The organism is Arthrobacter sp. SX1312 (assembly GCF_002929295.1).
Lineage (GTDB): Bacteria > Actinomycetota > Actinomycetes > Actinomycetales > Micrococcaceae > Arthrobacter_D.
Genome location: NZ_PJIM01000001.1, coordinates 677,110 through 691,131, shown reverse-complemented (window position 1 = coordinate 691,131; position 14,022 = coordinate 677,110). Strand labels below are relative to the sequence as shown.

General features: G+C 63.3%; 13 protein-coding genes. 1 reads left to right on the top strand and 12 read right to left on the bottom strand.

From position 1 onward, the window contains the following. Nucleotide 1: 1 nt before the first annotated feature. Nucleotides 2-148 carry a hypothetical protein gene (locus CXQ92_RS03335; protein WP_181033538.1) on the bottom strand — a complete coding sequence of 49 codons (147 nt, stop codon included), beginning with the start codon at nucleotides 146-148 and terminating at the stop codon, nucleotides 2-4. Nucleotides 149-1,181: 1,033 nt separating this feature from the next. Between CXQ92_RS03335 and CXQ92_RS03330 the strand changes: the two genes are divergently transcribed. Further along, complete coding sequence (locus tag CXQ92_RS03330) at nucleotides 1,182-2,234, top strand: hypothetical protein (protein WP_181033537.1); 1,053 nt, start codon at nucleotides 1,182-1,184, stop codon at nucleotides 2,232-2,234. Nucleotides 2,235-2,742: 508 nt separating this feature from the next. On the opposite strand, the gene CXQ92_RS03325 is transcribed toward CXQ92_RS03330, so the two are convergent. The 11 genes from CXQ92_RS03325 to CXQ92_RS03275 all read right to left on the bottom strand — a co-directional run bounded on the left by CXQ92_RS03325 (nucleotide 2,743) and on the right by CXQ92_RS03275 (nucleotide 14,020). Further along, complete coding sequence (locus tag CXQ92_RS03325; protein ID WP_104165251.1) at nucleotides 2,743-3,705, bottom strand: sugar kinase; 963 nt, start codon at nucleotides 3,703-3,705, stop codon at nucleotides 2,743-2,745. Continuing rightward, complete coding sequence (locus CXQ92_RS03320; RefSeq protein ID WP_258069686.1) at nucleotides 3,702-4,379, bottom strand: bifunctional 4-hydroxy-2-oxoglutarate aldolase/2-dehydro-3-deoxy-phosphogluconate aldolase; 678 nt, start codon at nucleotides 4,377-4,379, stop codon at nucleotides 3,702-3,704. The genes CXQ92_RS03325 and CXQ92_RS03320 overlap by 4 nt, the downstream gene beginning before the upstream one ends. A gap of 61 nt (nucleotides 4,380-4,440) precedes the next feature. Continuing rightward, a complete protein-coding gene (gene kduD / locus CXQ92_RS03315; protein WP_104165248.1) occupies nucleotides 4,441-5,208 on the bottom strand; it encodes a 2-dehydro-3-deoxy-D-gluconate 5-dehydrogenase KduD in 768 nt (255 codons plus the stop codon). After that, nucleotides 5,205-6,152: a zinc-binding dehydrogenase gene (locus CXQ92_RS03310; protein WP_258069685.1), complete on the bottom strand. Its 948-nt coding sequence runs from the start codon at nucleotides 6,150-6,152 to the stop codon at nucleotides 5,205-5,207. Before CXQ92_RS03310 ends, kduD begins: the two co-directional genes overlap by 4 nt. A gap of 134 nt (nucleotides 6,153-6,286) precedes the next feature. Then, nucleotides 6,287-7,153, bottom strand: coding sequence for a fumarylacetoacetate hydrolase family protein (locus CXQ92_RS03305; protein WP_104165244.1), 867 nt, complete (start codon nucleotides 7,151-7,153; stop codon nucleotides 6,287-6,289). 36 nt (nucleotides 7,154-7,189) lie between these two features. Next, on the bottom strand, nucleotides 7,190-7,939 hold the full coding sequence (locus CXQ92_RS03300) for an SDR family NAD(P)-dependent oxidoreductase (RefSeq protein ID WP_104165243.1): 750 nt from the start codon (nucleotides 7,937-7,939) through the stop codon (nucleotides 7,190-7,192). 48 nt (nucleotides 7,940-7,987) lie between these two features. Next, nucleotides 7,988-8,701, bottom strand: coding sequence for a GntR family transcriptional regulator (locus CXQ92_RS03295; protein ID WP_104165241.1), 714 nt, complete (start codon nucleotides 8,699-8,701; stop codon nucleotides 7,988-7,990). Continuing rightward, a complete protein-coding gene (locus CXQ92_RS03290) occupies nucleotides 8,698-9,897 on the bottom strand; it encodes a fumarylacetoacetate hydrolase family protein (protein WP_104165239.1) in 1,200 nt (399 codons plus the stop codon). The genes CXQ92_RS03295 and CXQ92_RS03290 overlap by 4 nt, the downstream gene beginning before the upstream one ends. Further along, nucleotides 9,894-11,381, bottom strand: a complete 1,488-nt coding sequence (locus tag CXQ92_RS03285) for an aldehyde dehydrogenase (NADP(+)) (RefSeq protein ID WP_104165238.1) — start codon at nucleotides 11,379-11,381, stop codon at nucleotides 9,894-9,896. Before CXQ92_RS03285 ends, CXQ92_RS03290 begins: the two co-directional genes overlap by 4 nt. Nucleotides 11,382-11,401: 20 nt before the next feature. Next, complete coding sequence (locus CXQ92_RS03280) at nucleotides 11,402-12,706, bottom strand: enolase C-terminal domain-like protein (protein ID WP_104165236.1); 1,305 nt, start codon at nucleotides 12,704-12,706, stop codon at nucleotides 11,402-11,404. Between the two features lie 33 nt (nucleotides 12,707-12,739). Next, nucleotides 12,740-14,020 (bottom strand): TRAP transporter large permease, encoded by a 1,281-nt coding sequence (locus tag CXQ92_RS03275; protein WP_104165234.1) that lies wholly within the window; start codon nucleotides 14,018-14,020, stop codon nucleotides 12,740-12,742. Nucleotides 14,021-14,022: the final 2 nt, after the last annotated feature.

The following is a 14,022-nucleotide window of genomic DNA, read 5'->3' as shown; positions in this document are numbered from 1 at the left end:
CCTATCCGATCGACGGGGAAACTTTTCCTACTCCCTGCGGCAGGCGCGGATCAAGTCGCCAGTCGATGCCGGACCGGTCAAGGTTCATGAGCTTCGCTCCATCGATGCCGAGCGCCATGACGGCTGCCAGACGTTTGTCGGAGCGCATCAGGACAAAGAAGTGCGTGTAGGGCAGCAGGACCTCCTCGGCCTATTTTTCCGGCTCAGGCGTCTCCTACTGGTCCCCCTTGTCGCGCTGGGGGTCTCGGCTTGCAGCAGCAACACGGTGAGACTGGGCCGAACGGCAGCAGACGATGGTCCTAGGGTCGTGGGTAGGACAGGGATGAGGTGGCGATGAGCCAGGATGACCTGAAACGGCTCATTGCGCAACATAACGTCAGTGAAGAGGCCGTGAGGAAAGTTGCTCCCTCCGCACAATCTTCGCCTCGTTGGGCCAAAGTGCAGGACGGAATGGAGAACGTCTCGAGGGCGGCAGATGACGCGCGTGAGGCGGCTGATGCTATTGGAGTTGCCTGTGACGCCGTTTCTGGCGAGAACTTAGGCGATTCACTAGGTTCCGTGTCGGGAGGAATGAGCAGAACCTATGCCCAGGACTTACTCAAGCAACTCAAGACCTGCACCGGGACAGGGAACAGATCTTTCGGGGTGGATCTGAAGAAGATAAAGCAGTCCTGCTTTGGTTGTGCTACACCGCGAGTGTGGTGCCCTAGTCGCGGACCTGACGCCTTCGCCTAACCAGAGTTGGTCATTTGGCAGCGCATCGCAGCTGGTGCACACCGACCTATACAGGTCCGGAAGCAGTGGACGGACAGAAAGTTGAACTGCTCTCCGAAAATCGGAGTGATCCGTGCCCGAATCTCCGTGCCACGCTCATCTGATCATCACCGCACTATCGCTACCCTTCACCTCCGTGTGCGACCGGTGACCGCGAAACTCGGGCGGCCGAGGATCTTCTTCTCTTCCACGCCGTTCGACGAAGACGACCCTGTCGGCGGAACTGCATAGGCAGAATCGTCGCCTTTGCACCATGAGACCCGGCTACGGTTCATCGTTCCATCAAGTTCCTGAAACGAGGGAGTGGAGATTCTCCCGTTTGCCCGACCGCTGAGCTAGGTAGTCGGCCCTTCACTGAGGTGGTGCACGCTCTTGACGCTGATCTGCGGCGGGAGCAGGATGCGGGCATGGTACATCCGACCCAGGATGCGGTTCCTTCCACTGGGGCACGAGGCACGGTAGTTATATCGCAGCACGACTACGAAGACATGCGGATCACCTACAACCTCTTGCGGTGGATGATGATCGGTCTTCCCGCACTTCTCTTTGCGGTCACTTTTTTCCATGCGGTGAAGGCCGGAAGTTTCGAAGTTTCAATCAGCGCATACTACGGAGGCGCGGTCCGCGACGTTTTCGTCGGGGTGCTCATCGCTACCGCCGCATGCATGGTGGCCTACCGCGGCCGGTTCGCGCTCGAGGACTTCGCGCTCAACGCAGCCGGCTTTTTTGCCGTCTTCGTGGCACTGGTACCAGCCGGGCTTGATACCATCATGGGCGACTTGCGCGATCGAGAAGAGGCCCTGGAGGCTTTGAAGACCAGTGGCGCACTCACGGGAGAGCGGCCAGCTGCCCCCGAGAACGCTCAGCTGGCGTTCACCGCCGAGGAGTACGGCTGGTCCCTGCGGGCAGCCCTGACCGCAGTTGCTCTGCTGTGCGCTTGGCTGGTGTGGAACGAGTGGAAACAGTCCCGCCGCACCCGTGACCTATTCAAGCGCGGCGGATGGAGTAAGCGAACGGTCATCTGCACGACAGTGGTGGCGTTCTTGTTCGTCGGCCTGACGTACGGGCAGCTGTGGTTCGGCCCCGCAGACCACGTCGAGCTGCCCGGAATTACCATGGGACCGTTTCAGCTCGAAGTGCACGCTATCGCAGCGATCCTCATGATCGCCTCGTTGCTGGTGGTGGTGGCAAGCCACGGGTGGCCCCAACAGGCAGCGCAGGCGGACCCGAAACATTCTTCGGCGCCCGCCGACGATCATTCGCGGCTTACCTACAAGATCATCTTCGGCCTGATGTTTTTGGGCGCGGCCTGCATCTTTGTTCTCGGTCTGATGTTCTTTCGGCCGCAAGTCGTGTTGGTGCTGGAGTGGTACGAAATTTTTCTCTTCTGCGGGTTTTGGATTGTGGAAACGAGAAGAGTCAGTAGGTATCGTCTCGACGTCAATATGGCAACTATGTAGTGAGTAAGAAGTCACCGATGACCCACCTTGAGTCAACCAATGTTGACGACGCCCCTCTCCGCAGTCGTTCGAGCCGACTTGGTCGAACGCTGCGGTGAAATCGTCGGCCGCATGCAGGGCACGTCGCTCCGCAGCCGACAGGTTCTCATCCGTGTAGGTGGAGACGGCCGTCGGCGACTCCGATCGACCGAGGGAGTAGTGGACGGTGTGGTCGTCCTTGCTGCCGCGGATCAGGATCTCGACGGTGTAGTTGCGCGCGGCCCGGCGGAGCTTGTCGACGACCAGGGCTCAGGTACTCGTCATCGAACAATCCCTCCAAACCGTCGGGGTCGGCATCGACGAGGTCGGCGTGCCGTTGCATTCTCAGTACCTCATCCATGTATGAGCCTGGCACAGGACCGGGCGTCTCCGGCAGCCTCTAGAGGTGGACACGGCGACGGAGCACGCCTGACACTCATGACAAATGAGAATCGGGGCGTGTCCTGTCACCTCAATACGCAGGAACTCCTCACCGTGTAACTGATTCGTCTTGGTAGAGGAGTGCGAGTTCTGAGCGTGTTGGGAGTCCTTCCCAGTCACCATAGGCGAGGCAGGCGAATGCTCCTGTCTTGGCTGCGAGCTCGAGTCGTTGCGCCGGGCTCTTGCCGGTCATCAGTTCGGTAAGGTATCCGGCGACGAAAGCGTCACCGGCTCCGACGGTGTCGATGGGTTCGATGGGTACGGCGGATTGGTGGTGCAGTTCGCCGTCGATACTGGCGACGGCGCCTTTGTTACCCAATTTGATGATTGCCTGCGAAGGGCCGAGGTCGGCCAGCCGTTGGGCGAGGTCAGCGGGGTCGGCGGCTGGGCCGACGGCAAGGGCTGCCTCTTGGTCGCCGGCGAAAACGATATCGACGAGGGGTATCAGTTCTTTGTACGAGCGTCCGGCGTCCGTCGCCGTCCACAGGTTGGCCCTGTAGTTGAGGTCGAATGAGACCGTAACGCTTGCTAACCGGGCAATCTCGATGGCTGTGTTGATGGTGCGTGCCGCGGAGGGTGAGAGAGCAGGCGTGATGCCGCTGACATGAAGGATCGCGGCTCCCGTGATGAGTGAGGAATCCAGATCCTCAGGAGTGAGTCTGGAACCGGCGCTGCCCGAACGGTAGTAGCTCACCTTCTGTGTGGACATCGTCCGGCGTTCTTTGAGCATCAGGCCCGTGGGTGCGTCCGGGTCCTCGCTGGCACGAACGGTGACGCCCTCGGCTCGGATTTCACGCCGTACGAGTTGGCCCAGGGAATCGGCTCCTGTTCGGCCGCACCACACGGCGTTCCCGCCGAGCCGCTGCATACCGATGGCGACGTTTGATTCGGATCCGCCGATCCCAAGACTCATCGAGGAGACGTGGGCGAGCGGCCCGGGATGCTCCGCGGTGAGCAGTGCCATCGTCTCCCCGATGGTCACAAGGTACGGAGCCGGAATGGTGGTGCTCATAGGGCGGCCCGTGCTTCCTCGACGACGCCCCGCAGCCGGATTGCGCGTTGGGTGAGCTGCCCCAGGTCTCCGCCCTTGAAGGCGTCGCCGAGGAGCGGGCCGCCCAGACTGACTGCCAGCGCTCCGGCTTTCATCCAGGCGCCGGCGTCGTCGAGATCAACGCCTCCGGAGGGGACCACCTGAATGCCGGGGAACGGGCCCCGCAGCATGGACACGTATCCGGCTCCGACCACTGATGCGGGAAAGACCTTTACCGCTGTTGCGCCTGCCGACCACCCGTTGAACAGCTCGGTGGGGGTCAGTCCGCCGGGGTAGATGGCGACGCCGCGTTGCGTTGCTGCGGCGATGAGTGCCGTGTCGGTCATGGGAGTGACCAGATAGGCTGCACCGGCGTCGATTGCCCGTACGGCCTCGTCGACCGTGGTGACGGTGCCGATGCCGAATTCAGCGGTGCTACCGAATCGTTCCTGCAGTAGCGGGAGTTCCTCGAAAACCCCTTGCGTGCTCAGGGTCAATTCGATGCTGAGCACCCCGCCGCGAACCAGTGCTTCCACGACAGGCGCATAGGCGCGCGCGTGAGGTGCCCGTAGGACGGCTATGGTCGCGGTCTGTTGCAGGATCCGAGATGCCGCAATGCGTTCTACGCCGACCGGCGGCTGTTCGGTGGGGGACAAGACAAGCCCTTCATTCGGTGTGCGGGATATCGATGGCGAGGACGGACTGGACAGGGAGGCGTCAGCGGCCGAGCCAACCGCCGTCGACGGGGAGGACGACGCCGTTGACGTAATCGGATGCATGAGAGGCGAGGAACACCGTAGCGCCTCCGAGGTCTTCGGGGCGCCCCCACCGCGCTGCGGGAATCCGCTCGAGGATGCTTTTCTCGCGGTCCGGATCATCCTGGAGCGCCTGCGTGTTATCGGTGGCGATGTAGCCGGGAGCTATCGCGTTCACGTTTACGCCGCGTGACGCCCACTCGTTGGCGAGAGCTTTGGTCAGGCCCGCAATGCCGGACTTCGACGCCGTGTAGCCGGGAACGTTGATGCCGCCCTGAAAGCTCAACAGCGAGGCGGTAAAGATGATTTTTCCGCTGCCCCGTTCAAGCATCTGTTGTCCGACGTCCCGGCTGAGGATGAACTGGCTTGAAAGATTGACCTGGATGACCTGATCCCACAGCTCGTCCGGGTGCTCGGCGGCAGGCGTGCGGGCGATCGTGCCGCCGTTATTCACCAGGATGTCGATAGGGCCGGCCGCGATCAGGTCCGCGGCGAGTGCGCGCACCGCAGCGCGGTCGGCGAAGTCCGCGCGCATCGCCGCGAAGTCGCGCCCGAGTGCGGTGACACGCTGCTCGACGGTGCTACCTTCGGCTTCGAGGTTCGCGGAGACTCCGATGATGTCGGCGCCGGCTTCGGCGAGGGCCACGGCCATGGCCAGCCCGATGCCCCGCCGGGCTCCTGTGACAACAGCGGTCTTCCCGGTCAGGTCGAATGGGTTCGTCGTGCTCATGCCGTCGCCTCGCGGCAATCCACGAGGACCTTCATGACTCCACCGGATTCGAGGGCGAGGAAGCCCTGCTCGACATCATCCAGTGACACGACTCGGGAGATCAGCTGACGGGCGGGGATCGCACCGTCCGCTACCAGCCGCACGGCTTCCTCGAAATCTTCACGCTGATACAGGCGGGCACCGAACATCTCCAGCTCGCGCCAGAAGAAACGGTGGAGGTCGATTTCCTTCGGCTTGGGGTGGATCGCCACCATGACGAGCCGCCCCCGTGTCGCCAGGACCTCGACGGCCGAATTGACGCCGGCCGCCGCCCCGGAAACCTCGAACGCCACGTCCGCTCCCGCCCCACCCGTCTCCCGCAGTACATAGTCGACGAGGCTCTCCTCGCGCGGATCGAGCGCGGTAATGCCGAATCCCTTCGCGGTCTCCCGCCTGCCGGCGTCCAACTCGACCAACACGACCCGGGCGCCCTGCCGCAAAGCGACGGAGGCGATGAGCTGACCGACCGGGCCGCCGCCAATGACGACGACGAAGTCCGAGGCGACGAGCTTGGAACGCCTGACATCGTGCACGGCGACCGCGGTGGGCTCGATGAGCGCCGCCTCGTCGAGTGCGAGGCCTTCGGGCAGGGCGATCAGGATCTCGGCCGGAACGTTCCAGGTGTTCTGCATCGACCCTTCAGAATCGATGCCGACGAAATTCAAGTTATGGCAGACATGGGTGTTTCCGCGACGGCATGCAGGGCAGGACCCGCAGGAGAGCGTAGGCATGACCGTCACCGGCTGCCCGACAAACCACCCGGTGACGCCCTCACCCAAGGCGGCAATCGTCCCCGACATCTCATGCCCGATCACTGCGGGCATCGTGACCCGTGCATCCATGTCCCCGTGGAAGATATGCAGGTCCGTGCCGCACAAGCCCGTGTAGGCCACGGCGATTTGCACCTGGCCCGGTCCTGGAGGAGCGACAGTGGGCGCCGCGGTGGTGAAGGTTCGTGCTCCCGTATAAGTTGCAGCAGTCATGGGGTTGGTCCTAACGAAGGTGGAGGGGGCGGGTACGCCATGGCGGGTGGCGCGGATTAGCGGGGAGAGTGTTCGTGCGTTACCACTTGTTGGTGCTGCTCGCCCAGTCCTTCGATGCCGATTGTCATGCTGTCCCCCCGGGCCAGGTAGGGGAATCGTCCTGAGAGGGCCACGCCTTGGGGAGTTCCCGTATTCACGATGTCCCCTGGATCGAGCGTCATGTAGTGGGAGAGGTCCCGGATGATTTCGGCCGCGCTGAAGACCATGTCGGCGGTTGTCGAGTTTTGTCGTTCCTCGCCGTTCACCTTGGAGTACAGCCGTAGCGACTGAGGGTCTGGTACATCGGCAGCAGGAACCAGCGCAGGGCCGAGCGGGTTGAACGTGGGGGCGCATTTGCCTTTTGACCACTGTCCCCCGGAATGCTGGAGCTGGTAGTCCCGTTCGGATACGTCATTGCTGATGGTGAACCCGGCTATGCAGTCCAGTGCCTCCTCGTAGCTCTGCAGGTAGGAGGCACGCTTGCCGATGACCACCGCCAGTTCGACCTCCCAGTCGACCTTCTGGGCGCCAGGCGGGAGGACTACGTCGTCGTTCGGGCCGACAACGGTGTTGGGGTGCTTGAAGAAGATAACGGGCGCCGCAGGCGGGCGGGCGCCGGTCTCGGCGGCGTGCGCTGCGTAGTTCATGCCGACGCAGATCACGGCTCCGATACTGGAGATCGGAGGCCCTACCCGTAAGGACGTAGCGTCCTTCAGCTCCGGCAGGGAGCCGCTCTGGAGAGCGGCGCGCACCTGCCCGATGAGGCCGGCATCGAGTGCGGCACCCGTGATGTCCCGTGTTATTCCTCTCAGATCGTAGTACGTTCTTCCTACCCGGACGGCCGGCATTTCCTGTCCGGTCTCGCCCAGTCTCATCAGGTCCATAGAAGTTCTCCTGGCTCGTAGTGGTTCAGTAGTGACTTAGGTGGGGCGCAGGAGAAGGCTGTGCATGCCTCCGTCCACAGCGAGCGAGACCCCCGTGGTGGATCCGTTGGCGGGATCGGCCAGGAACATGATCGAGGCTGCTACCTCCTCGGCGGCCACGAGCCTGCCGTGGGGTTGCCGGGCTTCCAACGCCTGGCGCTCACCATCCGGGTCGGCCGCCGCGCCCAGTAGGCGATTCACCCAGGGCGTGTCAGCTGTACCGGGATTCACACAATTGACCCGGATACCTTCGCGCAGATGATCCGCAGCCATGGCGCGGGTAAGGGCATCGACGGCTCCCTTACTTGCTGAGTACAGGGCGCGTTGAGGAAGGCCGTGGGTGGCGGCGATGGATCCGGTGTTGACGATCGCGGCACAGTCCGATTGCCTCAGGTAAGGTAGCGCGGCCGCCGACACTCGCGCGATGCCCACGACGTTCACGCTTAGAACGCGCAGCCAGTCGTCGTCGTCATTGTCCGCGATCGTACCGATGGCGCCCATGCCCGCGTTGTTGATGACGACGTCGATCCCGCCAAAGGAGTTCGCAACCGCTGCCACGGCAGCGTCAACGGATCGGCGGTCGTTCACGTCGCACTGTTGGCCCAGCGCAGCTTCGGGCAGGCCGACCGGATGGAGGTCAAGGACGGCGACGCGCGCTCCGCGGTTGAGGAGTGCTGTGGTCACGGCTGCACCGATGCCGGATGCCCCACCTGTGACAATGGCTCGAACGCCGGTGAACGAATCGATGATGCACCCCTTTAGGTGGTGGAAAGGAAGCCTGTAGAGGCGGACGGATCAGCAGAGCTTGGCTGGCGGAGGAACCCGCAGGCCCTTTCCGGAGTCCTGGGAGAACGCCTCCGCGAAGCGGTGGTACGCGCCGATGAGGTGGGCATGCATCGCGGCCTCGGCTGCGTCCGGGTCGCAGGCCCCGACGGCGTCGACGATGCTGCGGTGTTCCCCCACCGTCTGTCGTCCCTGGTAGTCCGCTGGGTGGAGGCGGAAGAGGTGCAGGTGGCAATGTGTGGCGCGGTAGGCGTGCAGTGCGAACTGGTTGCTGCTGGCGCTCAGGATGCTGTCATGGAACTGGGTGTCGTGCGCCACGAGGAGGTGTCGTACGTTGGGCTCCGTTTCCATGCCGTCCTCGAAGCTCGACAGTGATTTCTGCAGCAGGCGGGCCGGGTTGCTCAAGCGGTTCGCCGCTGCCACCCGGGCCGCCCAAGGCTCCACCATGAGACGGAACTCGAAGAGCTCGCGGAGTTCGGCCATGCCCAGGAGTTGGGTTGTCCGGTACCCCTTGCCCGGGGTCTTGATGATGAGCTTGTCGCCCTCGAGTTGGCTCAGTGCTTCCCGGACGGGTGTTTGTGACACCCCGAACTCCCGGGCGAGGGCATCGATGTTCACTTTCTCGTCGGGTGGTAGTTGCAGGTCGAGGACCTTGGCCCGCAACGCCGCATAGACGTCGACCGAGGGCCTCGCCCGGGATTCGAGGTCGAGGGAGTTGTCAGTCATGGTGTCCCAGCAGGGGCCGGGTGCCGGGTGTTTGCGTCATGCAAGAGGTACTCCAGGAGGTTGCCGATGCCATACGTCCACGGTTCAAGGTCCTCGGTTGGGTGCACTGTGTTGATAAGCGAGCCGAGCCGGTTGCTGCTGATCTCGACGATATCGCCGGCTTCGTGGGTGAAGCCCATGCCGGGAGCGTTCCTGTCCTCGTTCGGGGCGAAGAGCGTCCCGGTGAACAGGGCGAATCCGTCAGGGTACTGGTGGTGTCGACCATAGGCCGCGCCCACGAGCTCCTCAAAGGGCCGGCTCAGCCGCTGCACGCTGTTGGTCCCGGTGAGCGTGTACCCGTCGATGCCACGTACCGTGAGCCGAATCGTTTCCTGCCGGGCGTCATCCAGCGTGTAGGAGTCGTTGAACAATCGGATGAAGGGTCCGAGCGCGGCTGACCCGTTGTTGTCCTTCGCCATCCCGAGCAGGAGGGCGCTCCGCCCCTCGACATCGCGCAGGTTCACGTCGTTGCCCAACGTGCAGCCGCGGATCTGCCCTTGGTTGTCGACCATGAGCACCAGTTCGGGTTCGGGGTTGTTCCAGGAGGAAAAGGAGGGAATGCCGATGCGCACGCCATAGCCGACTGTCGAGAGGACAGGCGCTTTGGTGAAGACCTCCGGGTCCGGTCCGATACCGACCTCGAGATACTGCGACCAGAAGCCTTCCTGGACGAGTAATTCCTTGACTCGTTTGGCTTCCTCGGAACCAGGCCGCACCCCGGCAAGGCTCCCACCGATCGATCCCAGCACTTGTGCGCGCATCTGCTCCGCAAGTGTCAGATCACCGGCACAGCGTTCTTCGATGACGCGCTCGATCAGGCTGTCCACGAACGTGACACCGCAGGCTTTCACGGCCTGCAGATCCACCGGCGAGAGAAGGTGTGGTGCTTCGTTGCTGCTCCCGACCGGTGGATTCAGGACATCGCGGAGATCCCAGCAGCGGGCACCTTTACGCTGTGCCTGCTGCAGCACGGTGGGAAGATCGCTGCGATTGAGCAGAGCGGACACCGTCTGCGTATGGTCGAAGAGGTCGATCAGATTTCCCTCGTGGACCAGGACGGGTCGGGGACCTTTCGTCTCCGGATCCCATAGGCGTCCGATGAGCAGGGCCTCCGGGGTGTCCTGGGGCAGGACTGCTTCTGGCTCGACCAGCGTCATGGGGTTCCTCCTGCTGGTTCCATGCTTCCGTTCACCCGACGAGCGATTTCCCAAGGGTTTACGTTCTGCAGCGCCGGTGGAAGGGCAGCGTCGGGCACATCCTGATAGGCCACCGGACGCATGAAGCGGTTGATCGCGGCGGTGCCGACCGAAGTCGTGCCCGGTGCCGTCGTCGCAGGGTACGGGCCGCCGTGCTGTTGCGCATAGGAGACCGTGACACCTGTAGGCCAACCGTTCCACAGCACTCTGCCGGCGATGCCGGTCAGCGTGGAGAGCAGTTCCCCGGACGGATCGCCCTCGTCCGCGTGGATGGTGGCCGTCAGTTGTCCCTCCATCTGCGCTGCAAGTGCCGGCAGGTCGGCGACGTCGCGGTATCTGACAACCACGGTTGCAGGACCGAACATTTCCCGGTGCAGCACCTCTGGGTCCGAGGCGACGGACTCCGCATCGACCAGCAGGACGGTCGGTGTCGGTATTTCACTGTCAGTACCCGATACCAGGGCCCGGACCCCGGCGAACGAAGCTACCTCGTCGCGTGCCTTGCCGAAGGATTTGCGCAGGCCGGGGGTGAGGAGCTTGGCCAGCGGCGCCTCGTCGAGCGCCGTCCCCAGGGTGTCGCGCAGCTGCTCCTCGGACGCGGAATCCGGGACGAAGAGCACGCCGGGTTTGGTGCAGAATTGTCCCATGCCCATGGTGAAGGATCCGGCGTAACCGGTGAGGATTTCTTCGGCCCGGGAGTCCCAGGCGGTCGGCAACACGAAGACCGGGTTGATGCTGCCCAGTTCCCCGTAGAAGGGGATCGGTACGGGTCGCGCATTGGCCCGGTCGAAGAGCGCGCGGCCTCCGGTTGTGGAACCCGTGAACCCGATGGCCTTGATGAGAGGATGGTCCACCAGCGCCTCCGCGGCCGGGCGACCGTCGACCAGCGAGAACAGGCCCGCCGGGGCGCCGGCGTCGGCCAATGCGGCGACCACGATTTCCCCGGTCCGCAGCGCCAGCTTCCGGTGTCCCGGATGGATTTTATGCAGTACGGCGCATCCGGCTGCGAGGGCGGAGGCGCTGTCGCCACCCATGACGCTGAACGCGAAAGGGAAGTTGGACGCCCCGAAGACACCGACCACGCCGAGCGGCACATTGACCCTCCGGATGTCCGGTCGTGGACCCATGCCCCAGTCCGGATCGGCATGGTCCACGGTGGCGTCGAGGGCGACCCCGGTGCGGACCTCATCGGCGAACAGGTCGAGCTGGAATGCGGATCGCTTCACTTCGCCCTGGAGACGTACCTCGGCAAGATTCGTGTCGGTGGCAGCGAGGGCGACCAGTTCCTGTGAATGGGCGCGGAGGGCATCGGCGATCGTGTTCAGTCGGGCAGCACGCGTCGAGGGCGATTCGTCGGCGATGCTGAGGAACGCGGCGTGGGCTTGCCGCGCGGCGCGGTCCACCTGTTCGGCAGTGGTGGCAATGGTCAGGGTGGATGTGCTCATGGAAATGTCCTTCCGAGACTTCAGCGGGCGTTCAGTTCCTGCCACACGGCACCGTTTGGGTACGACCAGCGTGAGGTGGATTCGGGCAGCATCTCGGCTCCGACACCGGGAAGCTTGGGTGCCTGGTACCGGCCATTGGAGACAACTGCCGGTTCTGTGAAGTGCTCATGGAGGTGGTCGACGAACTCGATGACGCGGTCCTCCATCGTGCCGGTGATGGCTGCATAGTCGAAGAAGGAGAAGTGCTGCACCAGTTCGCACAACCCGACCCCTCCGGCATGCGGGCAGACCGGGGTCTCGAAACGTGCCGCGAGCAGCAGGTTCGCGATGTTCTCGTTGACACCGGCCACCCGGGTCGAATCGATCTGCATGATGTCGATGGCCCCGGCCTGAAGCATTTGCTTGAAGATGATGCGGTTGTGAACAGCTTCACCGGTCACGACCTTGATGGGGTGGACGGCTTTGCGGATGGCAGCGTGGGCGAGGATGTCGTCAGTGCTCGTCGGTTCCTCGATCCAGTAGGGCGCGAAGTCCTGGAGTTGGTTGACCCAGTCGATGGCTTCCTGCTCCTCCCAGCGCTGGTTGGCGTCGATCGCGATTCGGACGTCCGGTCCTACTGCTTCTCGCGCTAGGGACAGCCGCCGGCGATCATCCTCGATGCTGCCGGCAACCTTGAGCTTGATCATGCCGAAACCATCGGCGACGGCTTCCTTTGACAACCGGACCAGCTTCTCGTCGCTGTAACCGAGCCAGCCTGGGGTGGTGGTGTAGGCGGGGTAGCCGTGTGCCGTGAGTTCGGCGATGCGTGCTTCCTTGCCCACCTGTCCTTCCCGCAGGATGTCGGCGGCATCCTCGGGGGTGAGGGCATTACGGATGTGGGTGAAGTCCACGGCGCTGATGATTTCTTCCGAGGACATTTCGCTGAGCAACAGCCACAGCGGTTTCTCTTCGCGGCGTGCCCGGATGTCCCACATGGCGTTGATCAACCCGCCGCACGCCATGTGGGATACACCCTTTTCGGGGCCGAGCCAGCGCATTTGGGAGTCATGGATGAGACGGCGGGAGGAATCTCCGAGGTTGTTGACCAGTTCGTCGGTGTCCCGGCCAACGAGGAGTTCGCCGTAGCTGTCCATGGCGGCGGTGACGATGTCATTGCCGCGGCCGCAGGTGAAGACGAGCCCGTACCCGCTCTCGCCGTCGTCGGTCTTGATTTCAACGTAAGCCGCCGAGTAGTCGGGGTCGACGTTGACGGCGTCCGAGCCGTCGAGTTCCAGTGACGTGGGAAAGCGGACATCGGTGGTGCGGACAGATTCAATCTTTGACATGAGGAGGTTCCTTGAAGGTCAGGAGGAGGCGGTCTAGAGGAAGCCGAGCAGTACCGGCAGAGCGAGCGTGACGGCCGGAACGAAGCTGATGAGCAGCAGGGTCACAACCATGGGAGCGAAGAACGGCAAGATTCCCTTGATCACGACAGGCACCGGTGCCTTGGTGACACTTGAGAGGACGAACAGCACCAGTCCCACGGGTGGGGTGATCAGCCCAATCAGGAGGTTGAAGATGACCATGATGCCGAAGTGGACTGGGTCTATCCCGAAGGTTTCAGCGACGGGAAGAAGCACGGGGACCAGGATCAGGATCGCGGCCGTCGGTTCTAGGACACAGCCCACCAGGAGGAGCAACACGTTGACGAGGATCAGGAACACGATCGGTTGGTTCGTGATCTCCAGGATGAGATTCGCGGCGACCTGTGGTGCCTGTTCCCGGGCAAGGACCCACCCGAACAGCGCCGCAGCTGCGACGATCAGGAGGACCGAGCCGGAGGTCTCGACGGTGGTCAGCAGGGTGCGGTACAGCTTCCGCCAGGTGAGTGCCTTATAGACGACGGCCAGGATGGCGATGTAGATGACTCCGATGCCGCTGGCTTCCGTGGGCGTGAAGATGCCGCTGAGGATGCCGCCGAGGATCACGACGGCAGAGCCGAGGGCCGGGACGGCCGCAAGGGCTGTCTTGCCGCGAAGGGCCCATGTCGATCTGGGCAGACGGAGTTCGTTCCTTTTCCGCATGAGGATCCATACTGTGGTGCACAGCGCGGTCACCAGGATCAGCGCGGGAACGATTCCCGCCATGAAGAGCGCTCCGACGGACACCCCTGCCGTGACCGCGTAGATCACGGCTGGGATGCTCGGCGGGATCATGGGAGCGATCAGGCTCGAGGCCCCGGTGACTCCTAGCGCGAATTCACGCTTGTAGCCGCGCTGAACCATAGCCGGCACCTGGACGCGGCCCATCGCTGCCGCGTCTGCAATCGCGGCCCCGCTCATCCAAGAGAATCCGAAACTGGTGGCCACGTTCACGTAACCCAGACTGCCCCGGAGGTGCCCGATCCCCGCTACAGCGGCGTCGTACAGCTTGTCGGTCACGCCGGAGACATTGGCCAGGTTCCCCAACAGAATGAACATTGGAACCGCGAGGATGGAGAAGCTATCGACTCCCGAAACGGTCTGCTGGACAGCGGTACCGAGACGTACCGAGGGGTCCGTAAGCACATATCCGAGGGACGGGATCAGGAGTGCGAATGAGACGGGTACCCGTAGGGCGAGGAGCAGCAGCAGGCTGATCACCATGATAAGTAGAGTCATAT